The sequence below is a fragment of the Roseobacter ponti genome (assembly GCF_012932215.1).
Classification (GTDB): Bacteria; Pseudomonadota; Alphaproteobacteria; order Rhodobacterales; family Rhodobacteraceae; genus Roseobacter; species Roseobacter ponti.
Genome location: NZ_CP048788.1, coordinates 2,944,144 through 2,969,809 on the forward strand (window position 1 = coordinate 2,944,144; position 25,666 = coordinate 2,969,809).

25 protein-coding genes are annotated in these 25,666 nt (G+C 61.0%); 14 read left to right on the top strand and 11 right to left on the bottom strand.

Translation table 11 applies throughout. The annotated features are described in order from the left end of the window. Position 1 precedes the first annotated feature (1 nt). The 5 genes from G3256_RS13970 to G3256_RS13990 form a co-directional block, all read right to left on the bottom strand. Entirely contained in the window at positions 2–736 is a 735-nt protein-coding gene (locus tag G3256_RS13970; protein ID WP_169641409.1) for a hypothetical protein, read from the bottom strand. Positions 737–838: 102 nt separating this feature from the next. Then, a complete protein-coding gene (gene upp / locus G3256_RS13975; RefSeq protein WP_169641410.1) occupies positions 839–1,471 on the bottom strand; it encodes a uracil phosphoribosyltransferase in 633 nt (210 codons plus the stop codon). Between the two features lie 120 nt (positions 1,472–1,591). Further along, complete coding sequence (locus tag G3256_RS13980) at positions 1,592–2,785, bottom strand: phosphopentomutase (RefSeq protein WP_169641411.1); 1,194 nt, start codon at positions 2,783–2,785, stop codon at positions 1,592–1,594. Continuing rightward, positions 2,785–4,095: a thymidine phosphorylase gene (locus G3256_RS13985; protein ID WP_169641412.1), complete on the bottom strand. Its 1,311-nt coding sequence runs from the start codon at positions 4,093–4,095 to the stop codon at positions 2,785–2,787. The genes G3256_RS13980 and G3256_RS13985 overlap by 1 nt, the downstream gene beginning before the upstream one ends. Then, a complete protein-coding gene (locus G3256_RS13990) occupies positions 4,092–4,493 on the bottom strand; it encodes a cytidine deaminase (RefSeq protein ID WP_169641413.1) in 402 nt (133 codons plus the stop codon). The genes G3256_RS13985 and G3256_RS13990 overlap by 4 nt, the downstream gene beginning before the upstream one ends. An 85-nt stretch (positions 4,494–4,578) precedes the next feature. Here G3256_RS13990 and G3256_RS13995 point away from each other — a divergent pair, with 85 nt between their 5' ends. Next, entirely contained in the window at positions 4,579–4,788 is a 210-nt protein-coding gene (locus G3256_RS13995; protein WP_169641414.1) for a DUF3072 domain-containing protein, read from the top strand. 6 nt (positions 4,789–4,794) lie between these two features. Here G3256_RS13995 and G3256_RS14000 read toward each other — a convergent pair whose 3' ends face one another. After that, positions 4,795–5,889: a cupin domain-containing protein gene (locus G3256_RS14000; RefSeq protein WP_169641415.1), complete on the bottom strand. Its 1,095-nt coding sequence runs from the start codon at positions 5,887–5,889 to the stop codon at positions 4,795–4,797. Next, positions 5,840–6,502 carry a hypothetical protein gene (locus tag G3256_RS14005; RefSeq protein ID WP_169641416.1) on the bottom strand — a complete coding sequence of 221 codons (663 nt, stop codon included), beginning with the start codon at positions 6,500–6,502 and terminating at the stop codon, positions 5,840–5,842. Before G3256_RS14005 ends, G3256_RS14000 begins: the two co-directional genes overlap by 50 nt. Positions 6,503–6,676: 174 nt before the next feature. Here G3256_RS14005 and G3256_RS14010 point away from each other — a divergent pair, with 174 nt between their 5' ends. The 5 genes from G3256_RS14010 to G3256_RS14030 all read left to right on the top strand — a co-directional run bounded on the left by G3256_RS14010 (position 6,677) and on the right by G3256_RS14030 (position 13,073). Then, complete coding sequence (locus tag G3256_RS14010; protein ID WP_169641417.1) at positions 6,677–8,950, top strand: NADP-dependent malic enzyme; 2,274 nt, start codon at positions 6,677–6,679, stop codon at positions 8,948–8,950. 155 nt (positions 8,951–9,105) lie between these two features. Continuing rightward, positions 9,106–9,375, top strand: coding sequence for a hypothetical protein (locus G3256_RS14015; RefSeq protein WP_169641418.1), 270 nt, complete (start codon positions 9,106–9,108; stop codon positions 9,373–9,375). Between the two features lie 139 nt (positions 9,376–9,514). After that, on the top strand, positions 9,515–9,829 hold the full coding sequence (locus G3256_RS14020) for a hypothetical protein (RefSeq protein WP_169641419.1): 315 nt from the start codon (positions 9,515–9,517) through the stop codon (positions 9,827–9,829). Positions 9,830–9,911: 82 nt separating this feature from the next. Further along, the gene (locus G3256_RS14025) at positions 9,912–11,804 is read left to right on the top strand and encodes a propionyl-CoA synthetase (RefSeq protein ID WP_169641420.1); all 1,893 of its coding nucleotides are present in this window, start codon (positions 9,912–9,914) and stop codon (positions 11,802–11,804) included. A gap of 36 nt (positions 11,805–11,840) precedes the next feature. Further along, complete coding sequence (locus tag G3256_RS14030) at positions 11,841–13,073, top strand: adenylate/guanylate cyclase domain-containing protein (protein ID WP_246227618.1); 1,233 nt, start codon at positions 11,841–11,843, stop codon at positions 13,071–13,073. A 64-nt stretch (positions 13,074–13,137) separates the two neighbouring features. Here G3256_RS14030 and G3256_RS14035 read toward each other — a convergent pair whose 3' ends face one another. Beyond that, positions 13,138–13,344 carry a CsbD family protein gene (locus tag G3256_RS14035; protein ID WP_169641422.1) on the bottom strand — a complete coding sequence of 69 codons (207 nt, stop codon included), beginning with the start codon at positions 13,342–13,344 and terminating at the stop codon, positions 13,138–13,140. Between the two features lie 181 nt (positions 13,345–13,525). Here G3256_RS14035 and G3256_RS14040 point away from each other — a divergent pair, with 181 nt between their 5' ends. From G3256_RS14040 to G3256_RS14050, 3 genes are read left to right on the top strand one after another with little or no spacing between them, the layout of a single operon-like run. Further along, positions 13,526–13,984: a hypothetical protein gene (locus tag G3256_RS14040; RefSeq protein WP_169641423.1), complete on the top strand. Its 459-nt coding sequence runs from the start codon at positions 13,526–13,528 to the stop codon at positions 13,982–13,984. Continuing rightward, a complete protein-coding gene (locus G3256_RS14045; RefSeq protein ID WP_169641424.1) occupies positions 13,981–14,541 on the top strand; it encodes a hypothetical protein in 561 nt (186 codons plus the stop codon). Before G3256_RS14040 ends, G3256_RS14045 begins: the two co-directional genes overlap by 4 nt. Then, positions 14,541–15,113 carry an SCO family protein gene (locus G3256_RS14050; RefSeq protein ID WP_169641425.1) on the top strand — a complete coding sequence of 191 codons (573 nt, stop codon included), beginning with the start codon at positions 14,541–14,543 and terminating at the stop codon, positions 15,111–15,113. The genes G3256_RS14045 and G3256_RS14050 overlap by 1 nt, the downstream gene beginning before the upstream one ends. Before the next feature lie 24 nt (positions 15,114–15,137). Here the strand turns inward: G3256_RS14050 and G3256_RS14055 are convergent, their stop codons facing one another. Next, positions 15,138–16,370, bottom strand: a complete 1,233-nt coding sequence (locus tag G3256_RS14055) for a Coenzyme F420 hydrogenase/dehydrogenase, beta subunit C-terminal domain (RefSeq protein ID WP_169642448.1) — start codon at positions 16,368–16,370, stop codon at positions 15,138–15,140. Next, positions 16,370–17,131: an NAD kinase gene (locus G3256_RS14060; RefSeq protein WP_169641426.1), complete on the bottom strand. Its 762-nt coding sequence runs from the start codon at positions 17,129–17,131 to the stop codon at positions 16,370–16,372. Before G3256_RS14060 ends, G3256_RS14055 begins: the two co-directional genes overlap by 1 nt. Positions 17,132–17,338: 207 nt before the next feature. On the opposite strand from G3256_RS14060, the gene glyA reads away from it, so the two are divergent. The 4 genes from glyA (at position 17,339) to carB (ending at position 23,753) form a co-directional block, all read left to right on the top strand. Beyond that, on the top strand, positions 17,339–18,634 hold the full coding sequence (glyA, locus tag G3256_RS14065) for a serine hydroxymethyltransferase (protein WP_169641427.1): 1,296 nt from the start codon (positions 17,339–17,341) through the stop codon (positions 18,632–18,634). Between the two features lie 129 nt (positions 18,635–18,763). Continuing rightward, positions 18,764–19,171: a (R)-mandelonitrile lyase gene (locus G3256_RS14070; RefSeq protein WP_169641428.1), complete on the top strand. Its 408-nt coding sequence runs from the start codon at positions 18,764–18,766 to the stop codon at positions 19,169–19,171. A 221-nt stretch (positions 19,172–19,392) separates the two neighbouring features. Beyond that, positions 19,393–20,148, top strand: a complete 756-nt coding sequence (locus G3256_RS14075) for an alpha/beta fold hydrolase (protein WP_169641429.1) — start codon at positions 19,393–19,395, stop codon at positions 20,146–20,148. A gap of 245 nt (positions 20,149–20,393) precedes the next feature. Further along, positions 20,394–23,753 carry a carbamoyl-phosphate synthase large subunit gene (gene carB, locus G3256_RS14080; RefSeq protein ID WP_169641430.1) on the top strand — a complete coding sequence of 1,120 codons (3,360 nt, stop codon included), beginning with the start codon at positions 20,394–20,396 and terminating at the stop codon, positions 23,751–23,753. Between the two features lie 86 nt (positions 23,754–23,839). On the opposite strand, the gene G3256_RS14085 is transcribed toward carB, so the two are convergent. Continuing rightward, entirely contained in the window at positions 23,840–24,919 is a 1,080-nt protein-coding gene (locus G3256_RS14085; RefSeq protein ID WP_169641431.1) for a hypothetical protein, read from the bottom strand. A gap of 420 nt (positions 24,920–25,339) precedes the next feature. Between G3256_RS14085 and G3256_RS14090 the strand changes: the two genes are divergently transcribed. Further along, positions 25,340–25,645 (top strand): hypothetical protein, encoded by a 306-nt coding sequence (locus G3256_RS14090; protein ID WP_206040740.1) that lies wholly within the window; start codon positions 25,340–25,342, stop codon positions 25,643–25,645. Positions 25,646–25,666 lie beyond the last annotated feature (21 nt).

A 25,666-nucleotide genomic window follows, 5' to 3' on the forward strand; every position in this document is an offset into this window, starting at 1 on the left:
CTCACCTTTCCTGCTCGCGCATCGGAACACCGCGGGTCCAGAGCTGTTGCATATCAGCATGGCCCTGCAGCGTCTGTTCCGCACGGCGCGGATTAAGCCGGCCATCGCTCCAGGCTTTGCGATGCCCCGGCGGAACAGTCACAGGACGGAACTGCAGGCGCTCTTCATAGACATGGCGCGGAAGGACGCGGGCGGTCAGCGGCACTCCCTTTGACGCGGCCGTGGCCGGTGTCACGACTGTCCCGACGAGCGATGGACCGACCCGCCGGTTGCGCACCGGTGACGGCTGCCGCGCGACCACTACATGTGCGGGCGCCACGACAACAGGTGCCGGCGCCTTTACAACCGGCGCAGGGGCCTGAGCCCGCGGCACATCGGCGACGGGCACAGCTGTATCAGAACCGGCCGGTGCGGGCTCTGCTACCTGCGGGACCACGATCACAACCTCAGCGTCGGGCGAAATTACCGGTGCCTCAGCGGGGGGCGTCGAAGCCGTCACGGCTGCCGGGAAGGTCGGAGAGCGGCCGCACACCTGCCGGCGCGCCGGATTGACACGCGGCACCCAGCGCACAGCGTCATCGACGCCCACCCTGTTGAAAACACAGCCCCTGCTGTCGACAAACTGACTGCCTGTATAGCCCACAGGCGGCATTTCCGCCGGCACGCCGGTCGTTTGCGCAATCACGCCGGCGCCGCAGATGCTGAATACCAGCGCGAAAAAAGACCTTGAAAACATGCGCATCATAACCAGTCCTGCCCCCACAAGATGAAGCACGACGATGCCGCAATCCGCGCTGTTAAACAAGGGACAGACGGCGCATTTCGCACCGCCCTTCGGTTATTTCGTGCCGAACATCCGGTCACCGGCATCACCCAGACCCGGCACGATATAACCGATGTCATTGAGCTTTTCATCGAGCGCTGCAGTGACGATCGGCACATCCGGGTGCGCCTCGTTCATTCGCGCCACGCCTTCGGGTGCTGCCAGCAGACACAGAAAACGGATGTTACTGGCACCAGCTTTCTTCAGCAGGTCAATCGCTGCGACAGATGAATTCCCGGTGGCCAGCATCGGATCCACCGCGATGACAAGGCGGTCATCCAGTTCTTCGGGGACTTTGAAGTAATACTGCACAGGTTTCAGCGTTGCCTCATCGCGGTAAAGGCCGACAAATCCGACGCGCGCCGACGGAATAAGCTCCAGCACACCGTCCAGCAGGCCGTTGCCTGCTCTCAGAATCGAGATCAGCGCCAGTTTCTTGCCGTCCAGCACCGGCGCATCCATCTCCTGCATCGGCGTCTCGATCCGCCTTGTCGTCATCGGCAGACCGCGCGTGACCTCATAGGCCAGCAGCTGGCTGATCTCGCGCAGCAACTGCCGGAAAACCGCCGTTGGTGTTTCTTTGTCCCGCATAATGGTCAGCTTGTGCTGCACCAGCGGATGATCAACGATTGTCAGATTGTCAGACATAGTGCCCCCTTGCTCGCCCGTTCCCGGTGTAGCGCCGAAGCCTGCCTGCCCGCAAGACGCACCGGGGATACTTCCGGCCGAAAATACGCAAAGCCGAGCCACCGCGCCCTGCGATGCGCCCTATGCAGGTCGCGCGATGTTCAGGTGATCCATCACAAGACCTGCCACGTCCTGGAAACCTATCAGCCCCAGAGTACCGGTCCCCCGGCCCGCAATAAGCACCGGCACCCGTTCGCGGGTGTGATCCGTGCCGGTCCATGTGGGGTCGTTGCCGTGATCGGCCGTCAGGATCATCATGTCCCCCGGCCGCAGTTTCTCGCAAACCTTACTGATCGCGCTGTCAAACCACTCCAGCGCACGTGCATAGCCTGACACATCGCGACGATGACCCCAGAGGCTGTCAAACTCCACAAAGTTTGCAAACACGAGGCTGCCGTCCTCTGCCTCCTGCACCAGATCGCTCAGATGGCCCATCAGCTCCGCGTCGGTGCCTTTGCGCAGTTCATCAATGCCTTCCATCGAGAAAATATCCCCGATCTTGCCCACGGCATATACTCTGCCGCCCGCCGCCTGAACATGGTTTGTGAGCACCGGTTCAGGCGGGCGGATCGCATAATCACGTCTGTTTGCAGTGCGCTCAAAGCCCGCCGACGGCGATCCGGTAAAGGGGCGCGCGATGACACGCCCGACTTTCATCTCATGCAGATGCGGGGCCAGCGCCTGACAGAGATTCAGCAGGGCCTCCAGACCGAAACTCTCTTCATGGGCTGCAATCTGAAACACCGAATCCGCAGAGGTGTAACAGATGGGCCAGCCCGTGCGCATATGCTCTTCCCCGAGTGATCCGATGATCTGTGTGCCCGAGGCATGGCAGTTTCCCAGAATGCCTTCGGTGCCTGCGAGGGCACAGACCTTTGCGGTGATCTCCTCAGGGAAAGCCGGCTCTTCGTCCGGGAAATAGTGCCAGGCCCATGGCACAGGCAGGCCGGCAAGCTCCCAGTGACCGGAGGGCGTGTCTTTGCCCTGAGACTGTTCGGTCGCCGCCCCCCAGAGACCGTTCGGGGGCACGTCATCGCCCCGCATGCGGACACCGCTTGCGAGATCTACCGCGCGGGACAGCCCGAGACTGTTCAGAAAAGGCACCTTCAGCGGTCCGGACCGGCCGTCTTCGGCCAGGCCACGCGCGCAGTGATCCGCAATATGGGCCACGGTGTTTGAGCCCTCGTCCGGAACTCCGCCGTTGAAAAACCGCTGTGCGTCAGGGGCGCCACCAATCCCGACCGAATCCATCACCACCAGAAATGCCCGCGCCATCAGCCGATCCTTTCATGAATGAGATCGGGCAGATCACGCGGTGCACGGGGCTGCAGGGTAATCGCATCCCGCACGGCCCGCGCTGCTGCATCCGCCGCATCAGGCCTCGCTGCATGCACCATGGCCAGCGGCTGCCCGCGCTGGACTGCGTCGCCAAGCCGGACCACCTGCGCAAGGCCCACCGCGGGGTTGACCTCATCGGTCTCAAGCATGCGCCCGCCACCAAGCCCGACCACAGCCATGCCCAGCGCCTCACCATCTATATCGCTGACATATCCGTCGGCTGGAGCTGTGACTTCCCGGATCACCGGCGCTTCGGGCAGAAAGCGCGCCCAGTCCTCGAGAAACCGCACAGGCCCGCCCATGGCAGCCAGCATGCGCCCGAAACGCTCAGCGGCACGCCCGTCCCGAATGGCCGCCGCGATCAGATCGGCACCGTCCTGCACCCCCTTCGCCAGCCCCGCACTGGCCATCAGCACACCACCCAGTGCGGCAGAAATCTCGACCAGAGGTCCGCGCTGGTCGCCTGTCAGCACGCGCATCACCTCGGCCACTTCCAGCGCATTGCCAAGACTGGCTGCCAGTGGCTGGCTCATGTCGCTGATCACAGCGGTCGTCCTGCATCCGGCGGCATTCGCGGTCTCTGTCAGCGCCTCCGCAAGCGCCCGGGCGGATGCCATGTCCTTCATAAATGCGCCTTTGCCGACCTTTACATCGAGAACCAGCCCTTCGAGACCGCCGGCAAGCTTTTTGGCGAGAATGGAGGCTGTGATCAGATCAAGACTGTCGACTGTCGAGGTGACATCGCGCACGGCATAGAGCCGTTTGTCGGCCGGCGCGACCTCGGCTGTGGCCCCGACGATGGCACAGCCGGCATCCCGCACGACGGCGCGGAACCGGTCTTCGTCAAGCACGGTGACAAGGCCCGGAATCGCCTCAAGCTTATCCAGCGTGCCACCGGTATGCCCGAGCCCGCGACCGGAAATCATCGGCACCACCGCGCCGCAGGCCGCCAGCGCCGGCGCAAGGATCAGAGACACGCAATCCCCGACCCCACCGGTTGAGTGTTTGTCGAGCACCGGCGCGTCCACATCCCAGGACAGCACATGGCCGCTGTCGCGCATAGCGAGCGTCAGGGCAACGCGCCCGGCCCTGTCCAGACCCCGCGCGCAGATGCCCATGGCAAAAGCGCCGGCCTGGGCGTCGCTGACCGTGCCATCTGCCAGACCAGCGGCCATCCATTGCAGATCGTCCGGCCGCAGCGGTTTATCATGGCGCAGCGCCGACAAAACGGAGCGGGCACTGGTCACTCCGGAGGTTCCATATGGGCCGCGCTGAACACACCAGGTAACAGATCGCCCACCACCGTCTCCTGCGTGACCCCCCCGGTCGTCGCCATGGTCACTTTGACCTGAGGTCCGGCAAACTCCGCCAGCTTCTGGCGGCAGCCGCCGCAGGGCGTCACCGGCATCGGCGAGCCTGCGATGACGCAGGCTTCTGCAATCTGCGTTTCACCTGCCGCGACCATCGCAGCAATGGCGCCGGCCTCGGCGCAGGTGCCTTCGGGATAGGCCACATTTTCAACGTTGCAACCGACATAAATCGCGCCGGAGGCTGTGCGCAGCGCCGCACCGACCTGAAATCCGGAATAGGGCGCATAAGCGTTTTCACGCACCGCTGCCGCTGCTTCTCTGAGATCTTCTGACATCTGAAATTCTGCCCTCCGGAGCGGTGCGGCGGAACCCGGCGCCGGGCCTCCGCGTTTTGTAATGTAACGATAACGGAGATTTCCGATGACCAAAACACCAGAAAATGACATCATCGCCGGACCTCAGGCGGTTGACGTGAACGCCGCTGACGGCGGCGCGGAACTTACAGAAAAGACGGCAGCCGAACTGCGCGACATCTGCGACCAGACGGGCGAGCCCTTTGACGGAAGCCTGACCGAAGGACAGGCCCGCCGGCGGATCATTGCCCTTAAGGAAGCGCACGACCTCGACTGAAGCCTGTCAGTCCTGTGGTTGCGTGACCGTTTCAAAGACGCCCGGCAACGAAACCTCTAGCAGTTCGAGGTTGTCTGACGGCGCGGCGTAGCGCACCGCCATGCCTGGCGGGATCACAAATGCATCTCCTGCTGTCAGATCGAAGGGCGCCCGGCCCTCTCCCTCAAGGGTCATGGTGCCCTCCATCACAAAGGTGAAAAGGATATCGCTGTCGTGCCGTGTGGTTGCGGGATTACCCTGCCCCGGGCGGACAACGTGCACGCCTGCCACGTTGCGGGTGTGCTCTGCAATTGTGGTGTCGCGGCTCTCAAATCCGGGGATGCGGAACGGCGCCCATGTCGCTTCCTGCGCCTGATGGTGCACAAACCGCTGTCCGCTGAAATCACGCTCAGGCCGCGCCGGTCCGTTGGGCAGAACCATATCGTGATCAATTGTCGTCACGTGCTCTGCCGGGACACCGATCTCGACCACTTCTATATTGTCAGATGCATAAAGCACGCGGTGCCGGATCTGTGGCGGCTGGATCACGCAGTTTCCCGCATGCAGCCGGAAGGGCTCTCCCTGGTCCTCATAAACAAGATCAACCCAGCCCCGGTAGCAGAAGATCAGCTGAAAACCTACCGTATGGTAGTGCACCATATCGGGCACCGGTCCGCCGTCGGGTATGCGGATGTGGCTTGCGATAATCGACCCGCCCAGCCGGTCCGGAATAAGATCCCGGTACTGCATGCCTGCCCGCCCGATAATCCACGGCGCCTGATCGGCGAGACGCCGGACGACAAAAGAATGCACCGTTTCGGGCATCACCAGAGGGGCGTTCAGCGGTGCAATCTCGACCTGCGTCCCGTTGGGGGCAGTCAGGTTCCGCTTGCCGTCTGCAAATCCGTCAGGATCGTCTGTGAGGATGCGCAGTGTTCCGGGCGGCTCGGGCGCGTCCTTTTCGATCCGCAATCGCAGCCCGTGCCCGGAAAAGACCGCGACCGAAGGGTCATCAGCCGGATAAATGCTGTCCATGCGCATGCCGAGCACCTTCGTAAAGAAGGGGATGTCGTCACGCAGTTCCCGGGTTGGCAGTCTTATTTCTGCTATGATCTCCGGCATTGTCTTCCTCCGCGTTGGGTCTGCGCCTGCGCAGGACCGCAAGGACCGACGCACAGAATACCGCGACAGCGAACCAGAGTTCTGAGATTTCTTCAATCAGATGCAGCTTCGCGTACCGGACGGCCGAAATCGTGCCGTTGCCTTGCGCACCGATCACATCGGCAATCTGCCCCCCGGCGGCAAAGGCCGTTCCGGTGGCAAGGATCGCCAGTATATCCGAGCGCCAGAATGCGCGGTCGCGCATCAGGGGCCACGTGTACCGCAAAAAGCCCGCCAGAAGGAATAACAGCAGAGCAATCACAATCACGGTATTTTCAAGAAGAACGTCATCGACATAAGCGGTGACTTTGGCGAGCACCGGCAGTCCGGAAAGTTGTCTTTCATCCGCTTCCCGGTTGGCCAGCAGAGCAACAAGAACGACAATATGCCAGATGGCACGCGACGGCCGGTAAAAGATCGCAAGAACCAAGGCAGCTGCCGCAAGAAAAAGCGCGCTTGCGGTCTCGGTCAGCCCCTGCTCGTAGAAGTGAACGCCCCAGACGTGTGCGTATGGCAGCAGAGCCGCAATGATTGCAGCGCCGGCAAGGCTCGCCATCAGAATTGTTGTTCTCATACGCTGATCAGTCATTGTGCGTCGGGCGGATATCATGCAACGGCCGAATATGACAACCGTGTAACGGCGCCCCTGGCGACAGGAGCCCGGATGACCCTGCGGCAACATCACCTTGGCCTGCCCGGGCAAACAGTTTAATGCTGAACTAAATCTCCAAAAGGGAAGCCGGAAGCGATGAGTGACAATAATAACCTGCGTCAGGCCGCACTGGACTACCACGAATTTCCAAAACCAGGAAAGCTCGAGATCCGCGCCACAAAACCACTGGCCAACGGCCGCGATCTGGCGCGCGCCTATTCACCCGGGGTGGCCGAGGCCTGCCTAGAGATCAAAGAGGACGCGACCGCCGCTGCACGCTATACCGCCCGCGGCAATCTGGTTGCGGTTGTCACAAACGGCTCAGCGGTCCTGGGGCTCGGCAATATCGGTGCGCTGGCTTCCAAGCCTGTCATGGAAGGCAAGGCCGTACTTTTCAAAAAGTTCGCGGGCATTGACTGCTTTGACATTGAGGTCGACGAATCTGATCCGGAAAAGCTGGCTGATATCGTCTGTTCGCTTGGCCCTACCTTCGGGGCGATCAACCTTGAGGACATAAAAGCGCCCGACTGTTTCACCGTAGAGCGGATCTGCCGCGAGCGTATGGACATCCCGGTCTTTCACGATGATCAGCACGGCACGGCGATCGTTGTGGGGGCCGCTGCCAAGAACGCGCTGCATGTCGCCGGCAAGAGCTTTGAGGAAATCAAAATCGTGTCAACGGGCGGCGGTGCTGCGGGCATTGCCTGTCTCAACATGCTTCTTAAGCTGGGCGTAAAACGGGAAAACATCTGGCTCTGTGACGTGCACGGGCTGGTCTATGAAGGCCGCGAAACCGATATGAACCCCAGCAAATCCGAGTTTGCCCAGAGCACAGATCTGCGGACACTTGACGATGTGATTGACGGTGCGGACCTGTTCCTCGGGCTCTCAGGGCCCGGCGTGCTGAAGCCTGAACTCGTCGGGCGCATGGCAAGCCGTCCGATCATCTTTGCCCTGGCCAATCCGACCCCTGAAATTCTGCCTGATCTCGCGCGCGAAGTTGCGCCGAATGCGATCATTGCCACCGGCCGCTCGGATTTTCCCAACCAGGTCAATAACGTACTCTGCTTTCCCTTCATCTTCCGCGGGGCGCTGGATGTGGGTGCCACGACGATCAACGACGAAATGCAGCTGGCCTGTATCGACGGCATTGCAGCGCTGGCACGCGCCACAACCTCCGCCGAGGCCGCTGCGGCTTATCAGGGCGAAGAGCTCACCTTCGGCGCGGACTATCTGATCCCGAAACCTTTTGATCCGCGTCTGGTAGGCGTTGTTTCTTCCGCGGTCGCACAGGCTGCGATGGAGACCGGAGTTGCCACCCGCCCGATTGAGGATCTTGAGGCGTATCGCCAGAAGCTGGACAGTTCGGTCTTCAAATCCGCGCTGCTGATGCGGCCGGTCTTTGCCGCGGCCCGTCAGGCCACGCGCCGCATCGTCTTTGCCGAAGGCGAGGATGAACGCGTGCTGCGTGCCGCCCAGGCGATCCTGGAGGAAACTGTTGAACGCCCCATTCTGATCGGCCGTCCCGATGTCATCAATGCGCGCCTTGATCGCGCAGGTCTCACGATCAGGCTCGGCGAGGATGTGGACCACGTGAATCCCGAAAACGATCCCCGCTACCGCGACTACTGGGAGACCTATCACACGCTTATGGCACGGCGCGGCATCACGCCGGATCTGTCCCGTGCCATCATGCGCACAAACACCACAGCTATCGGTGCGGTGATGGTCAACCGGGGGGAAGCTGACAGCATGATCTGCGGAACCTTTGGTGAGTTCAGCTGGCATCTGAATTACATTGATCAGGTACTGGGAACTGACGGGCTGCACCCGGTGGGCGCCCTGTCGATGATGATCCTGGAGGACGGCCCGCTGTTTGTGGCCGACACGCAGGTGCATCTGCATCCCGACCCGCAACAGATCGCCGAGATCGCCATCGGTGCCGCACGGCACGTGCGCCGCTTCGGGGTGGAGCCGCGCATCGCTTTCTGTTCGCAGTCACAGTTCGGCAACAAGGGCGAAGGCACCGGTGGACGCCTGCGCGCCGCACTGCGTCTGCTTGATCAGGGCGGGCATGATTTCTGCTATGAGGGCGAGATGAACATCGACACCGCGCTTGATCCGGAACTGCGTGCCCGCATTCTGCCTGCCAACCGGATGGAAGGAGCGGCGAATGTTCTGATCTTCGCCCATGCGGATGCGGCATCGGGCGTGCGCAATATCCTGAAAATGAAAGGGGGCGGGCTTGAGGTCGGGCCGATCCTGATGGGGATGGGCAACCGGGCGCATATCGTGTCGCCGTCGATCACCGCACGGGGGCTTCTGAACGTTGCTGCGATTGCCGGCACACCCGTTGCCGTCTATGGCTGAGGGACACCCGCGCAGGGCCTGAGGCAGGCACGAGGGCCGCTTTTGTGGACCAGATGGCGCAGCACTGCGGTTTGCCGTGCCGGGCATTGCAGCTATCTGTGCAGCGAACGGCAGTAAGTTCTGCCGCCACCTGCTCTGAACCCGGGGAGAAGTCCGTGACCAAGATCGTTCTTGTAACCAGCCTGATTGCGTTATCGCTGTCTCTGACAGCCTGCGGCACAGTAGAGCAGGAGACCTTTACCCCGATCGTCGTGGACGGCCGCACATATGAGTTACGCACCCGGACGATTGACGGGCCGAACGGCTCTTATCAGACGACTTCGGCGATGGTCGGAAGGATCGCCTATCTGTGCAAAATTGACAGTCCCGGAGACTGCGAAGCCGCTGTCCGGCGTGGCCGCGATGAGGTCGAAGACTTCCGGTAATCCCGGAAGGAGGTCGCCTGCCTTAACCTAAGGTAAGCTGCCAAATCTCTACCGAAGGTATACGTTTTGTGTATTCTGAACCCATTAACCATCCTGTCGCGCCCGTATCCGGGGCGAAATTTGAAGAACGGAACCGTCCATGAAACACGCCATGAAAGCCTTTGTCGCCCTGGCTGCCACCCTTTCTCTGAGCGCCTGCGCATCCGTCACGAATGAACAGCGTGGCACAATCACCGTCGAAGGCGTTGAGTACACGACCCTGACGCGTACCTATCAGCAGGACAACAGGACCTGGACCACAGGAGATGTCATTGTTTTCGGGCGCACCTATGGCTGCGACACCCGCACTCCGGGTGCATGTGAAAGGGCCGTGACACGTCTGCGCAACTCCGATTCCGGTCGCTATCGTGACGACCCCGGAAACGCCGCCAGCTTCCTTATTCCGGGGGTTTAGCGCTCACAGGACCGTCTGCGGGTCTTGCCCTCCTCCTGAACCGGGCGTAACGATTGTTGCGGACCAGCGGGGAGGGCGTTCCATGTCATATCGCGAGATTTATCAGGCCAGTCTGGACGATCCCGAAGCCTTCTGGATGCAGGCAGCCGAAGCGATCGACTGGGACCGCAAACCGTCGCGCGCGCTGCATGAGCAGGGCGACAACCTCTATGAATGGTATGCCGATGGCATGGTCAACGGCTGCCACAATGCCGTGGACCGTCACGTCGGGAATGGCCGCGGCGACCAGGCGGCGATTATTTACGACAGCCCCGTAACCGGCACGAAATCATCCCTCACATACCGCGAACTGCAGTCACATGTGGCCTCTCTTGCCGGGGCCCTGGTGGCGCAGGGTGTGAGCAAAGGCGACCGGGTGATCATCTATATGCCGATGGTGCCCGAGGCGCTTGAGGCGATGCTCGCCTGCGCGCGCATCGGTGCGGTGCATTCGGTGGTCTTTGGCGGATTTGCCTCTAATGAGCTCGCGGTTCGCATCGATGACTGTGCGCCAAAAGCCATCATTGCCGCCTCCTGCGGGCTCGAGCCCGGGCGGATCGTGAAATACAAGCCGCTGCTCGACAGTGCGATCGAACAGGCTGCGCACAAGCCTGATGTCTGCATCATTCTGCAGCGTGAACAGGAAACAGCGGATCTGATTGAGGGGCGGGATCTGGACTGGCACGCCGCACAGGAGGGTGTGACACCAGCAGACTGCGTGCCGGTCGAAGGCAATCACCCGGCCTATATCCTTTACACTTCCGGGACCACCGGCGCGCCCAAGGGTGTGATCCGCCCGACTGCCGGGCATCTGGTGGCGCTGCACTGGACGATGAAAAATATCTATGATGTTGATCCGGGAGATGTGTTCTGGGCGGCCTCTGATGTGGGCTGGGTCGTCGGACACAGCTATATCTGCTATGGTCCGCTGGTGCATGGCAACACCACCGTGGTCTTTGAGGGCAAACCGGTTGGCACACCCGATGCCGGCACCTTCTGGCGGGTCATCTCCGAGCATAACGTGCGCAGCTTCTTTACCGCCCCCACTGCCATCCGCGCGGTAAAACGCGAAGACCCGAAAGGGCTGGAACGCGAAAAATACGATCTTTCCTGCCTGCGGGCCCTCTACCTGGCCGGTGAGCGCGCCGACCCCGACACGATTGAATGGGCACAGAAAATCCTCGATGTCCCGGTTTATGACCACTGGTGGCAGACAGAGACGGGCTGGACGATTGCAGGCAATCCTGCGGGCTGCGAGGCGATGCCTGTGAAGATCGGCTCACCTACGGTTGCGATGCCCGGATATGACGTGCAGATCCTCGACGAGGCGGGCCACCCGGTTGCCGCCGGAGACCTTGGCGCCATCGCCGTGCGGCTGCCACTGCCGCCTGGCACGCTGCCGACGCTGTGGAATGCAACCGACCGGTTTCGCAAAAGTTATCTGACGACCTTTCCCGGGTATTATGAGACCGGCGATGCGGGCATGATTGATGAGGACGGATATCTCTATATCATGGCGCGCACCGATGATGTGATCAACGTGGCCGGTCACCGGCTGTCCACAGGTGCGATGGAAGAGGTTCTCGCGGGCCATCCGGATGTCGCGGAATGTGCCGTGGTGGGTGTTTCGGACGACCTGAAAGGTCAGGCGCCCTTAGGGCTGGTCTGTCTCACGACCGGTGTGAACCGACCGCATGAGGAAATCACAACCGAATGTGTGAAGCTTGTGCGCGAGAAAATCGGACCCGTCGCAGCGTTTAAAAACGCGCTTGTTGTGGAGCGTCTGCCAAAGACCCGGTCAGGTAAGATCCTGCGCGCTACAGTCGTGAAAATCGCCGACAATCAGGACTTTAAGATGCCCGCGACAATCGACGATCCGGCCATTCTGGATGAAATACGCGACGCGCTGCGAACAATCGGCTATGCTCAGGGTTGATACGCCACACCCGATGCCGCGAGACCGGAAACGATGTTGCAGAATGACCCTGGGGCTGACGCGCTGAAGGCTTCTTTGACCGCCCTGTCGGCGCGGTTGCTCAGGATGGGCATTGAAGGCGCGCATTTCAGCGATCTGCTTGAGGTATTCTGCACCGGCCTGAACGATTTCGGAGCCGGGCTGATGCGGGTACATGTCACCCTGCGCGCGCATCATCCGGAATTCGGAAGCATCGCACACCGCTGGCGGCGCGATGACGGAACCGAAAGTCAGACGTTCAACCACGTATATACGCCGCGTCGGGAATGGGTAACCAGCCCGCTTTATTATCTTTCTGAAAACAATGTCAGCGAGATCCGCCAGCGCCTGACCGACCCTGATCCGGTTCTGGATTTTCCTTTCTTCGACGACCTCCGCGCGGCCGGAGGGACAGATTACATCGCGCTGAAAGTTTTTTTCTTCGCGCCCGGCGACAGTCTTGCGGTTGATCCGAACCACGCCCCCGAAGGCTGCCTGATCTCTCTGACAGGAGACGGCCCTGACGGATTTTCAGATCAACACCTTGATGCAATACGTGACCTTTTGCCGTCGTTGCTGCTGGCTCTGAAATCCAACGCCAACCGCCAGATGGCGGCAGATATCGCGGCCACATATCTGGGCCGCGATGCGGGCACACGGGTGCTGTCCGGGGACATCATACGTGGCTCGGTGCAGCATATCGACGCCGTCATCTGCTATTTCGACCTCTCTGGCTTTACCAAACTTTCTGAGGCGCTCAGCGGAGAAGATATAGTTGAGATGCTGAATGATTATTTCTGCGTCACGGTTGACGTCATCGAAAACCATGGCGGAAACGTCCTCAAGTTCATGGGCGATGGCATGCTGGCCGTCTTTGATGTGCAGAAAAACAAGAATGCCGGTCGCGCGGCAATCGAAGCAGCCGTCACCCTGCGGCGCGAGATGCAGATGGTCAGCGACCGGCGCACCGCTGAAGGTCTGACCGCAACCGGTTTCACGCTCGCCCTGCACGGCGGAGAGGTCCTCTATGGTAATATCGGCGGACGGACACGGCTCGATTTCACAGTGATCGGCCCCGCGGTGAATACAACGGCGCGTTTGTCGGCCATGACCGCACATGTGGACCAGAACATCATCATCTCAGCCCGTGTAGCGCGTCCGGTGCTTGAAACACGCAAAGACCTGGTTTCGCTCGGCTGGTACCGGTTGCGTGGTGTGAGCGAGCGCCAGGAACTCTTTACACTGGACTGAAACGGCCACAAAAAACGGCCCCCCGGAGGGAGCCGCCATTAGTCGCTTATATCGGAAGTTGGCGTCAGGACGCTTTCTGTCGCGCGATAAAGTCATTGATCTGGCGCTCCGCCTCATCCTTGGCGAGGCCATAGCGCTCCTGGATCAGACCGCGAAGCTGACGGGCATCGCCCTCTGTCTCAGTGACTTCGTCATCGGTCAGTTTGCCCCATTCGGACTGCACTTCACCCCGCATCTGTTCCCAGTTGCCTTTGATCACATCGAAGTTCATTGTCTGCTCCTTTCGTTTGCTCAGTTGCCGCATCCGGCGCTTCCGGACACGTTGTGTTCCGGGTAATCAACGTGGCGACCCGCCCGGTTGTTCCGGAAATTGTGATCGGCACCTTCGTTCAATTGAGTTGACGCAGCGCAACCCCGTCGTCACGCTTCAACCGATCCGGGGGAGGGTGTTTATGCAAAGCTGGCTGAAGATTTCCGCGCTACTGTTAACCGGTCTGGGCGCACAAAGTGTCGCTGCCGCTGAAGGAACCCGCATTGAGGTGACCGGCGAGATCATCGACACCTGGTGCTATTATTCAGGCGTTATGGGCGGGCCCGATGCGGTTGTCGGATCGGCGCATCACACATGTGCGCTCTGGTGTTCCGCCGGCGGGATCCCCGTGGGGCTGCTGGCCGAAGACGGCACGGTCTATACGGTGCTCAAAATCGCGCAGGATGCTCAGTCCGCGGGCGGTGACACCCAACTGAGCCTTGCGGCCCATACCGTGACGGCAGACGGGATGCTCTATGAGCGTGACGGGCTGAAATATCTGGTGGTCTCCGAGGTCGTCAGCGACATGGATATCGTGAACCCTACGCATGAAGATTACGGCACCGTCCCGCCCTTTTCCTTTCCGGAGCCCGCGCAATGATGAGATTTGTTCTGGCGATACTGCTCTGTGCGGGCTCCGTGAGTGCACAGGATTTTTCCGAAGGCTCCGAGGCGAAAACCTGGAACCTCTACGCAGAAGTGCCTGCGCGGTTTGAGGCCACTGTGGTCGATATACTCTGTGAACTGACCGGCGATTGCCCGCAGGATTGCGGCGGCGGCATGCGGCAGCTCGGCCTTGTGCGGACAGCCGATGACGTGATGGTTCTGCCGATGAAAAACAGCCAGCCGGCATTTACCGGTGCTGCGGCGGAGCTTGTACCTTTCTGCAATCAGGTCATCGAAGTGGACGGGCTGCTGATCGAGGACGAGGATCTGGGCGCCAGCAACATCTACCTTGTGCAGCGGATTAAAGCCGGTGATGCGGACTGGATCAAGGCGAATACCTGGACGAAGAAATGGGCAGAACGTCACCCGGAGGCCGCCGGCAAGGGGCCCTGGTTCCGGCGCGATCCGCGGGTGAACGAGGTGATCGGGCGCGAGGGCTATCTCGGACTCGGACCGGAAGCTGATGAAACCTATGCCGAGGAAAATTTCTGATGAAAGTGGCGTGGATCGCAGCGGCGGTCTTTCTGGTGGTGCCTCACTCAGGAGCAGCGCAGGCACCGCTGCCTTTCGACGTTGGCGGGGCTTTTGAACTTACCGACCACAACGGTCAGACCCGTACGCAGGAAAGCCCTGAGGGCCGCGCGCAGCTGCTATTTTTCGGCTATGCAAACTGCCAGAACATATGTTCCGCCGCACTGCCCCTGATGGCGCAGGTCGTCGATACACTGGCTGCGGATGGTATCGCCGTCACGCCCGTTATGATTACGGTCGCCCCGGATCAGGACCGGGTGGAGACAATGGCAGCCCCGCTCAAAGAGATCCACCCCGGTTTTGTCGGTCTGACCGGAGATACTGCCGGTCTCAGGGTGGCCTATGATGCGTTTTCAGTGGAGATCAAACCGCTCTTTGAGGATCCGGAATACGGCTGGATCTATTCCCACGGCAGTTTCATCTATCTGCTGGATGCGGCGGGCGACGTTCTGACGCTTGTGCCGCCGGTGCTGAGCGTGGATGAGACGGCGCGGATTGTGCGCTCCTATGTCGACCCCGCAGAAGGCACGTAAAAACAAGCGCCCTGCCCGGGTCATTCAGGCGCCGCCGCTGAGGCTATGCCTTTCGCTGGAAGCGCCCTTGCGCTCGTCGTCCGATGGTTCAAGCCCGTAGGGCGCCGCGATATCCCAGACGTGATCCGGCACCATGTTTTTCATTTTCGCCGGCGCACTGTGGCGCAGATGAAGAACGGTCTCAGCAGCTTTCATCTCGACACGCGCACGCGCAAATTCGAGGCCCTTCGGTCCCAGACGCGGCTGCAGCCAGCTTACCAGCGGCCTGAGCCAGTCCGGCATCCGCCGCAAAGGCAGGCCACCGGCCGCACGCGCCGTATTAGCGATGAACCCTTTGACAGCACCCTTCCGGCTGCCGCCGGTGCCCGGTGCGGACAGAGAAATCTGGTCGCCCAGTGATGCGAGCATCTGAGCACCCCTGTCATTGCGCACGAGGATCCACTGCTCACCCTGCCCGCCCATATAGCCGACGGTGATATCCGCGAGCACATTGGTGTAATCGACACAGGTGCGACAGGTCAGCGGGAAGAAATCATCAGGTAGATCAGAGATCGGCAGCGACAGAAAAGGAATGAGCCGGACACGCCCGTCGCGATAGCGCAGTTCGACCCGAAAATCCGTGCGGAATTCCAGATAGGTAATCTCATCGGGGTCGCTGTCGAGCAGTGCCAGAAACCGGTGAAAGTTTTCCGTGGTGGTATTGTCCGAACACGGCGTGCCGATCACCAGCAGATGCTCAAGCCCCAAAGACGCCTCCAGCGCGCGCAGGGCATAGATCTGGCAGGGGATGCCGATCACAGCAAGGCGGGTGAAGCCCTGCGCCTGTGCCTCCTCAAGCAACGCCAGCAGTGGTGCGTAGCCCATGCGCATGCCGCGCGCATGCGCCATACCGGCGGGATCGGTGATCAGCGCCGGCACCGGCCGCCAGGGATCGTCGGTATCCGGCACCATTGTCAGCACCGCATCGACGCGGCTCTGCTGCAACAAAGCGGCCCCGAGGGCCGTCGTGATCCCCGTCCATTGCGCGCCCTGTGCAGGTGGCGTCAGCCGCGCCCGGTACATCGTCTGAAACGGGCCGAAAAAGAGCTCATCGCCCTCTGCCCGCGCTTTTCCGTGGACGGCCTTTTCCATCGCCGGATAATCCGGCGCGATAAACTGGCAGGCGCGCCCGCAGGCCTTTGCGTCCTGCAGTCTGGACACGCCACAATCGGTGCAGAGCCCGCGCGGTGCCGGCGCGCGTACCTCAGGTATCAGGATCACGTGAACTGCTCGTTGATCAGCCGTTCTTCCAGACCGTGCCCCGGATCGAAAAGGATATGATGGGCCACCGAAGGCTCCGACCGTATTTCAACCGAGACAACTTCCAGAACCGATTTTGCATCAGCTTCGGCCATGACAGGGCGCTTTTCGGCCTCAAGCACGTCAAAACGAACGACTGCATTTTTAGGCAGCAGCGCACCCCGCCACCGCCGGGGGCGGAATGCACTCATCGCCGTCAGTGCCAGGACTTCTGATCCGATCGGCAGAATGGGTCCGTGCGCGGAGTAATTATAAGCGGTTGAGCCCGCAGGCGTGCTCAGCAGCGCGCCGTCACAGACCAGTTCCGCCATACGCAGACGGTCATCAATGGTGATCCGCAGTTTGGCCGCCTGCGGACCTGAGCGAAGCAGAGATACCTCGTTGATCGCAAGCGCCTGCACGGTGGAGCCGTCGGCGCGGGTAGCCAGCATGCTTAGCGGGTTGATTGTGGCCTCTTCGGCGGCAGCCAGGCGTTCGCGCAGGTCGGTCTCGGAGTAGGCATTCATCAGAAACCCGATGGTCCCACGGTTCATGCCATAGACAGGCGCACGCAGATGCTGTGTCGCATGCAGCGTCTGCAGCATAAAACCGTCCCCGCCCAGCGCCACGACAACGTCAGCCTCTTCCGGTGCCACATCCCCGTAGCGCGTCACGAGCGCCGCGCGGGCAGTCTGGGCCACGTCAGCGCGACTGGCAGCAAAGGCGATTCTCTGTGACATCTGGCTCCCGCCCCGACTTTATCCACCTGAAACAACCACATATGCAGCGCCTTGACCAGCATCGGGCTGCAAAGCCGCCACAGACCTCCCCTGAGAGGCTGCGGGCAGTGGCGCAGGACACGCGGGACGCGTCGTTTCCGCCCCTTTCCCGGCCCTGAAGATTGCGGTAAACGGCTTCAACTTCTGCTTTTGCAAGGGAGACCACCCATGAATGCACCGCACCGCAATCCCGGATTTTTCACCGAAACGCTGGCCAGCAGCGATCCGGAGCTTTTTGGCTCGATTACGGACGAACTGGGCCGCCAGCGCGATGAGATCGAACTGATCGCTTCCGAAAATATCGTCTCCGCGGCGGTGCTTGAGGCTCAGGGTTCGATTATGACCAACAAATATGCTGAAGGCTATCCGGGCCGGCGGTATTACGGTGGATGCCAGTTTGTCGATGTGGCCGAGAACCTGGCGATTGAGCGCGCCTGCAGGCTCTTTGAATGCAGCTTTGCCAATGTGCAGCCGAACTCCGGCAGCCAGGCCAATCAGGGCGTCTTTCAGGCGCTGCTGCAGCCAGGCGATACTATTCTCGGCATGAGCCTTGATGCCGGCGGGCACCTGACCCACGGGGCCAGACCGAACCAGTCGGGCAAATGGTTCAACGCGATTCAGTACGGTGTGCGCAAAGAAGATAATCTGCTGGATTATGACCAGGTCGAAGCACTCGCGAAAGAGCATCAGCCGAAACTGATCATCGCCGGTGGCTCCGCCATTCCGCGCCAGATTGATTTCGCCAGGATGCGCGAAATTGCAGACATGGTCGGCGCGTACCTGCATGTGGATATGGCGCATTTTGCAGGCCTGGTGGCCGCGGGCGAACATCCGTCGCCTTTCCCGCACGCGCATGTCGCGACCACAACCACGCATAAAACCCTGCGCGGCCCCAGGGGCGGCATGATTCTGACCAACGACGAAGCGCTGGCGAAAAAGTTTAATTCGGCAATCTTCCCTGGCATTCAGGGTGGTCCCCTGATGCACGTCATCGCGGCCAAGGCTGTGGCTTTTGGTGAGGCGCTGCGTCCCGATTTCAAACACTACATCCGACAGGTTGTAACGAATGCTCAGGCGCTCAGCGATCAGCTGATAAAAGGCGGACTCGATACCATTACTCACGGCACGGATACCCATGTGGTGCTGGTCGATCTGCGCCCAAAGGGCGTGAAGGGCAATGAGACCGAAAAAGCGCTGGAGCGCGCCCATATCACCTGCAACAAGAACGGCGTTCCGTTCGATCCGGAAAAACCGATGGTAACATCGGGCATCCGTCTGGGATCACCTGCGGGCACCACACGCGGCTTTGGCGAGCCGGAGTTCCGCCAGATTGCGGACTGGATCATAGAGGTGGTGGATGGTCTTGGTGAAAACGGCGCAGAGGGCAACGGCGAGGTCGAGGCCCGGGTCAAAGCGGAAGTCGCAGAGCTTTGTGCGCGCTTCCCGCTCTATCCCAACCTGTAAATCCCGCGGCGTGCGATAGCGTCCCTTAACAGAGCCCTGCGCCCCTGCGGCGCAGGGTTTTTTCTTGCCTGACGCGGGGTGCCGGGTCAGGGTTGCACCGCACAGCATTCTGTCAAAAAGGCGCAAAGCATGGACATCACCCCTTCCGGCAGCAGGCCCTCGGAGAGCGGCTCACCTGAATATTTCACAGGCCGGGTGAGACTTGACCCGTTGCTCTCCAGCCCGGAGCCTGCGCGTCTGCGCGGAGCGCAGGTGACGTTCGAGCCCGGCGCGCATACCGCCTGGCACACCCACCCGCTGGGCCAGACGCTGATCGTGACCGCGGGCCAGGGGAGGGCGCAGACGCGTGGCGGGCCGGTCAGGGTGCTGCGCCCCGGTGATGTGGTCTGGTTCGCGCCGGACGAGGAGCACTGGCACGGCGCGTCACCACAGACCGGCATGAGCCATATCGCCCTTCAGGAGGCGCTGGACGGCAGTGTGGTCACCTGGCTCGACCTGGTTGCGGACGGCGATTACACCGCGTCACCCGAAGACTGAAAAAACGCACCCCGATGCGACGGAAACTGTGCGCTGCTGCGTATCACCTGAAAGACAAACAGGGAGATCCGGTCATGCGCAGTCCTTTTCAGCCATCGCTTCTGGTCACCACGCTGGTGATCCTTCTTGGCATCGCGACGCGCTCGGCACAGGCCTGCGGGCTGGTATAATCTGCGACAAACGCGCTGGCACGTCGCCACCCGCTGCGCTAAGCAGTCGGCATGCTGAGCTTTAGTGAATACGGCGACGCCGATGCGCCCGCCCTTGTGATTGTGCACGGCCTTTACGGCTCCGGGCGCAACTGGGGTGTGATTGCAAAGCGGCTTTCCGACCGGGCGCGCGTGGTGACGCCCGACATGCGCAACCACGGTGACAGTCCGCGCACGCAAACCCATAGCTACGAGGATATGGCAGGCGATCTGGCAGAGCTGATCGGCCATATCGGCGGCCCGGTGGATGTTGTGGGCCATTCGATGGGGGGCAAGGCCGCGATGCTGCTGGCGTTGGAAAACCCCGGGCTGGTCCGGCGCCTCGTTGTCGCAGATATCGCGCCGGTCTCCTACAGCCACAGCCAGATGCAGTTCATCACCGCCATGCGCGGCGTCGACCTGGACCAGGTCACCCGCCGCTCGGAGGCTGAAGCACAGCTGGCGGCCCTCGGCGTAGAGCCCGCGCTGTGCAGCTTTTTTACACAGTCGCTGGATGTGCCGGGCAAACGCTGGCGGCTCAATCTCGACACGCTGGCGGCAGAAATGGACAGGATACTGGCCTTTCCGGATGTGTCAGGACAGTTCGGGGGCGACACACTGTTTTTGTCCGGGGCGCAGTCCGATTACGTGCAGGCCGGTCACCGCCCGGCGATACGCGATTTTTTCCCCGGCGCGCGCTTTGCAAAACTTCCCGGTGCGGGACACTGGCTGCACGCGGAAAAACCACGCGAGTTTGAAGCGGCCGTTCGGGTCTTTCTGGGCCTGTGACAAGGACCTGCCGCCGCGGGTCACCTTCGGCAGTTATCACGCGCCCGGGCCTGTGAAAGGGGGCCTTTGCCCGCCCGGTCCGTCGCTGCAGCGTCGCAGTAGTGCGTCACTCCCGGACCGCATGCCCGGCTGCGCCAATTAAACACCGGCTGTGGCCTTTCCCCCTTGCACCGGGGTGGCTCTTGCCTATAACGCAGGACAATTTGGACACATGGGGGTGTCCATACTTCAGGAAGGGCCGCGCCATGCCAAAGAGAACCGATATCAGATCCATAATGATCATCGGCGCGGGGCCCATCGTGATCGGCCAGGCCTGTGAGTTCGACTATTCGGGTGCCCAGGCCTGCAAAGCGCTCAAAGAAGAGGGGTATCGGGTCATCCTGGTGAACTCCAACCCGGCAACGATCATGACGGACCCGGGCCTTGCCGATGCCACGTATATCGAGCCGATCACGCCCGAAATGGTGGCCAAGATCATCGAAAAGGAACGCCCCGACGCGCTGCTGCCGACGATGGGCGGGCAGACCGGGCTGAACACCTCCCTGGCGCTCGAGGAAATGGGCGTGCTCGAAAAGTTCGGTGTTGAAATGATCGGGGCAAAACGCGAAGCCATTGAAATGGCGGAGGACCGTAAACTTTTCCGCGAAGCCATGGATCGTCTCGGCATCGAAAACCCCAAAGCAGCCATCGTGACGGCACCGAAGAACGAAAAGGGCAAAAAAGACCTGGCTGCCGGTGTGCGCGCGGCGCTCGACACGCTTGAAGAAGTGGGTCTGCCCGCGATCATCCGTCCCGCGTTCACCATGGGCGGCACCGGCGGTGGCGTTGCCTACAACCGTGACGACTATGAGGCGATCTGCCGCTCGGGCATGGATGCAAGCCCGGTGGGCCAGATCCTCGTGGACGAGTCGCTGCTTGGCTGGAAAGAGTTCGAGATGGAGGTGGTACGTGATACCGCCGACAACGCCATCATCGTCTGTTCCATCGAGAACGTAGACCCGATGGGCGTACACACGGGCGACAGTATTACTGTGGCCCCTGCCCTGACGCTCACGGACAAAGAATACCAGATCATGCGGAACCACTCGATCGCGGTGCTGCGCGAGATCGGCGTGGAAACCGGCGGCTCCAACGTGCAGTGGGCCGTGAACCCGGTCGATGGCCGCATGGTCGTGATCGAGATGAACCCGCGGGTGAGCCGCTCTTCGGCGCTGGCGTCCAAAGCTACCGGATTTCCCATCGCCAAGATCGCAGCAAAGCTGGCTGTCGGCTACACGCTGGACGAGCTGGACAACGACATTACCCGGGTCACGCCGGCGTCTTTTGAGCCGACCATCGATTATGTCGTGACCAAGATCCCCAAATTTGCCTTTGAGAAGTTCCCCGGCGCTGAGCCCGATCTGACGACGGCGATGAAGTCAGTGGGTGAGGCAATGTCGATCGGGCGCACCATTCACGAGAGCCTGCAGAAAGCACTCGCCTCGATGGAAGAAGGTCTCACCGGCTTCGACGAGATTGACCTTCCCGGTGTCGGTGTGGGTCACTGGGAAAGCGACGGTGCTGTGCATGCAGCCATCGTCAAGGCCATCAGCCGCCAGACCCCGGACCGCCTGCGTATGATCGCCCAGGCGATGCGCCACGGGCTGAGCGATGATGAAATCCACGGCGTGACGATGTTCGATCCGTGGTTTCTGGCGCGCATCCGCGAGATCATCGATACGGAACGCCGCCTGCGGGACTCCGGTCTGCCGGAAACCGAACGCGGGCTGCGCGATCTGAAAATGATGGGGTTTACTGACGCGCGGCTGGCGGTACTGACCGGCCACAGCGAAGCGCAGGTGCGCGAGGCTCGCATCGCTCTGGGTGTGACGGCTGTTTTCAAGCGGATCGACACCTGTGCCGCCGAGTTCGAAGCGCAGACACCTTACATGTATTCCACTTATGAGGCGCCGGTGTTCGGGGACGTCGAATGCGAGGCCCGCCCGTCGGACCGCAAAAAGGTCGTGATCCTCGGCGGCGGTCCGAACCGCATCGGTCAGGGCATCGAGTTTGATTACTGCTGCTGTCACGCCTGCTATGCGCTGACGGATACAGGCTTCGAGACGATCATGGTCAACTGCAACCCGGAGACGGTCTCCACCGACTACGACACCTCTGACCGGCTCTATTTTGAACCACTGACCTTTGAGCATGTGATGGAGATTTTGCGGGTCGAGCAGGACAACGGCACCCTGCACGGGGTAATCGTGCAGTTTGGCGGTCAAACCCCGCTGAAGCTCGCCAATGCGCTGCACGACGCGGGCATTCCGATCCTCGGGACCACACCTGACGCGATTGATCTGGCCGAAGACCGCGAGCGCTTTCAGCAGCTTGTGCAACAGCTTGGCCTCAAACAGCCTCATAACGGCATTGCGCATTCGGATGAGGAAGCCATCGCAATTGCGATGGACATCGGCTTTCCGCTGGTGATCCGGCCGTCCTATGTGCTCGGCGGGCGCGCGATGGAGATCGTGCGCGATCAGGCCTCGCTTGAGCGGTATATCCGCGATGCCGTGGTGGTCTCCGGCGACAGCCCCGTGCTGCTCGACAGCTATTTGTCGGGCGCGGTCGAGCTTGACGTTGACGCATTGTGCGACGGCACAGACGTGCATGTCGCCGGCATCATGCAGCACATCGAAGAGGCCGGCGTTCACTCAGGCGACAGCGCCTGCTCGCTGCCCCCATATTCGCTGTCGCGCGAGGTCATCGCAGAGGTTGAGACACAGACCCGTGCGCTCGCTCTGGCGCTCAAAGTCGTGGGCCTGATGAACATCCAGTTTGCGCTGAAAGACGGCGAGATCTACCTGATCGAGGTTAACCCCCGCGCCTCACGCACAGTGCCGTTTGTGGCCAAGGCAACCGATTCCGCGATCGCCTCCATTGCAGCACGGATTATGGCGGGAGAGCCCCTGTCGAACTTCCCGCACCGCCCGCCCTATAACGCGGATGCCGCCTATGAAGATGTGTTGCCGCTGGCCGATCCGATGACGCTGGCGGATCCCAACATCCCCTGGTTTTCGGTCAAAGAGGCCGTGCTTCCCTTTGCGCGCTTTCCCGGCGTGGATACGATCCTCGGGCCCGAGATGCGCTCCACCGGCGAGGTGATGGGCTGGGACCGCGATTTCCCGCGCGCCTTCCTCAAGGCGCAGATGGGCGCGGGCATGGTCCTGCCCACCGAAGGCTGCGCGTTCATCTCGATCAAGGACGCGGACAAAAACGACGATATGCTGTCCTGCGCGCGCATTCTGCTGGATCAGGGCTTTACCCTCGTTGCAACGCGGGGCACAGCGGCCTGGCTGAACGAACACGGTATGGACTGCGGCACTGTAAACAAAGTGTATGAAGGCCGTCCGGACATCACAGATATGATGAAAGACGAGGCGATCCACCTGGTGATGAACTCGACCGAAGGCACCCAGGCTGTCGATGACAGCAAGTCGATCCGGTCCATCGCGCTCTATGATAAGATCCCTTATTTCACCACGGCGGCAGGCAGCTATGCGGCCGCGCTGGCCATTCGGGCGCAGGCCGATGGCGATGTCGGCGTCAAAGCACTGCAGGGCTGAGCGCCGGACACGCAATGTCTGCACACCAAAAAGCCGCCGGTCATCCCGGCGGCTTTTTTCATGATCTGGTGATGGTCAGAGAAAGCTCAGCTTTCCTCAATCACTTCAACCGCATCATCCAGCGTTTCTGCGGTTTCGTCATCCGTCAGAGGCGTATCGGGGTCCTCGGCAGGAAGCGTGTCCGCATCCTCCTGCGGCAGTACGGCTCTGACCTGATCGCGGGTGGGAAGGTTGACGCTGTCGATCAGCGCCTTTTTCTGCACGTCGTCGAGACTTTCTTCGTCGCCCTTGTAGAGACCCAGAAGGTTCGTTTCCGCATCATCAAGCGCCATGCGGTCGGGCTCTTCGACATCACTCGCCTCGTCAAGCGCGGCCTGAACGTTTTCCGCGGTCACGCTGTCTGGGTCCTCGGCCTGTTCGCGGGCATCCGCAATCGTGTCCTCAGCATTCTGCAGGGCTTCGGTATCGTTAACCAGATCGACCGCGTCCTCATAGCCTTCGTCGTCCGGCGTCAGAGTACCGTCTTCGAGATCGGCGACCGCCTGGTTGTAGGTCTCGATATACCCAAAGGCCTCCGAAACCGGCGTCAGTTCTGAAATGCGCGCTTCGGCATCGGCATAGGCTTCAGCCGCGTCAGCATACTGTGCATCCGCGACAGCATAGGCTGCAGCCACGCCAACGGGTCCGTTAAAGTTGCCGTTGCGGATATGGGCCAGCTTTGCGTTCGGGCTGGAATTGATTGCGCCGTTCATCTTTCCCAGGTTGCTGGGATGATCGAAGGCTTTTTCGATGCCGCGGTTGGTTTTAGTGCCCGAAGCTTTTGCCGTGCGGTTGTTCTTCTTCAGTCCGTCAAAGAGACCAAATCCGTTTTTGACCTTATTGCCGAGGCGGTTCAGGCTTTTCTCGACTTTCGTGCCGGCTTTGCCGCGGGACGCGGTGCTTTTGCCGCCTTTATTGCCTTTGTTACTCTTCGCAGCACCTGACTTACCTTTGTCACCGGATTTGCCTTTGGCACCACCGCCGCCGCCGTTGCCTTTGTTCCCACCGCCGTTGCCGTTGTCACTCTTGGCGACCGCCGTGTCCGCAGTGATCACAACAACCGCCGGTGCGACCGCGAAAACAGACAGAGCAAGGCTCGCGACACTGATCTGAAGATATTTTAACATTTCAATTTCCCTCATCCCGCATGCGGGTATTTTCTACGATGCACAGATACTAACGCGTGAATGCGGCAACATTCCGGCGTGTGTCCGGTGCGGACGCCCCTGCCCGGCATCCAAAAAGCCCGATATTGCAGAGGTCTGTAAAGTTTATGCGAAAATATGGCGATGATTTGAGCGCAAAACGGCACCAATAAGCAACCTGTGGCAGGTTTCCGCCAGGCAGGGGAAACAGTCGCGAGAACTGCCGACCGCGAGGCGCCGGCGAGGATCCGCGCGGCCCGAAAGTGCGGTGCCGGTCGGAAATCAGGCACAGGAGATCATTTTTCCCACCAGGAAACGGAAATCTGCGATAATCACTGATGTGGTGCGGTGCCCGACCCCCCAGGGCGCGACGCCCTGCGATTTGCGTAAACGGAGAACATTATGCGTCTGATACTTCTGAGCGGCATCGCGGCTCTGACCGCAGCCTGCACGCCCCCGCCAACCGGACCGGTAACACCGCCGGCCACCACGCTGCCGTTTTTCGGTGACGGATATCGTGCCGAGGGCGATCAGTGCCGGCGTCTGGGCGAGTCTCCTGAAACGGCCAATTTTCTCGATCACACGGCCGATCTGGTCGGCTGCCCGGAAGACATGGAAAACCTCGGTGTTTTTGTGACTGACACAGGCGCGAACGAAGTTTTCCGCCAGGATGGCTATGTCGTTTATTCGGTGCCGACCGGGATCTGACAGCTCTCCGAAGGGTGCACC

Coding starts and splice junctions, on each gene's coding strand:
- G3256_RS13970 (WP_169641409.1), bottom strand. CDS start 736: ATGTTTTCAAGGTCTTTTTTCGCGCTGGTATTCAGCATCTGCGGCGCC.
- upp (WP_169641410.1), bottom strand. CDS start 1,471: ATGTCTGACAATCTGACAATCGTTGATCATCCGCTGGTGCAGCACAAG.
- G3256_RS13980 (WP_169641411.1), bottom strand. CDS start 2,785: ATGGCGCGGGCATTTCTGGTGGTGATGGATTCGGTCGGGATTGGTGGC.
- G3256_RS13990 (WP_169641413.1), bottom strand. CDS start 4,493: ATGTCAGAAGATCTCAGAGAAGCAGCGGCAGCGGTGCGTGAAAACGCT.
- G3256_RS13995 (WP_169641414.1), top strand. CDS start 4,579: ATGACCAAAACACCAGAAAATGACATCATCGCCGGACCTCAGGCGGTT.
- G3256_RS14000 (WP_169641415.1), bottom strand. CDS start 5,889: ATGCCGGAGATCATAGCAGAAATAAGACTGCCAACCCGGGAACTGCGT.
- G3256_RS14005 (WP_169641416.1), bottom strand. CDS start 6,502: ATGAGAACAACAATTCTGATGGCGAGCCTTGCCGGCGCTGCAATCATT.
- G3256_RS14010 (WP_169641417.1), top strand. CDS start 6,677: ATGAGTGACAATAATAACCTGCGTCAGGCCGCACTGGACTACCACGAA.
- G3256_RS14020 (WP_169641419.1), top strand. CDS start 9,515: ATGAAACACGCCATGAAAGCCTTTGTCGCCCTGGCTGCCACCCTTTCT.
- G3256_RS14025 (WP_169641420.1), top strand. CDS start 9,912: ATGTCATATCGCGAGATTTATCAGGCCAGTCTGGACGATCCCGAAGCC.
- G3256_RS14035 (WP_169641422.1), bottom strand. CDS start 13,344: ATGAACTTCGATGTGATCAAAGGCAACTGGGAACAGATGCGGGGTGAA.
- G3256_RS14040 (WP_169641423.1), top strand. CDS start 13,526: ATGCAAAGCTGGCTGAAGATTTCCGCGCTACTGTTAACCGGTCTGGGC.
- G3256_RS14045 (WP_169641424.1), top strand. CDS start 13,981: ATGATGAGATTTGTTCTGGCGATACTGCTCTGTGCGGGCTCCGTGAGT.
- G3256_RS14050 (WP_169641425.1), top strand. CDS start 14,541: ATGAAAGTGGCGTGGATCGCAGCGGCGGTCTTTCTGGTGGTGCCTCAC.
- G3256_RS14060 (WP_169641426.1), bottom strand. CDS start 17,131: ATGTCACAGAGAATCGCCTTTGCTGCCAGTCGCGCTGACGTGGCCCAG.
- glyA (WP_169641427.1), top strand. CDS start 17,339: ATGAATGCACCGCACCGCAATCCCGGATTTTTCACCGAAACGCTGGCC.
- G3256_RS14070 (WP_169641428.1), top strand. CDS start 18,764: ATGGACATCACCCCTTCCGGCAGCAGGCCCTCGGAGAGCGGCTCACCT.
- G3256_RS14075 (WP_169641429.1), top strand. CDS start 19,393: ATGCTGAGCTTTAGTGAATACGGCGACGCCGATGCGCCCGCCCTTGTG.
- carB (WP_169641430.1), top strand. CDS start 20,394: ATGCCAAAGAGAACCGATATCAGATCCATAATGATCATCGGCGCGGGG.
- G3256_RS14085 (WP_169641431.1), bottom strand. CDS start 24,919: ATGTTAAAATATCTTCAGATCAGTGTCGCGAGCCTTGCTCTGTCTGTT.
- G3256_RS14090 (WP_206040740.1), top strand. CDS start 25,340: ATGCGTCTGATACTTCTGAGCGGCATCGCGGCTCTGACCGCAGCCTGC.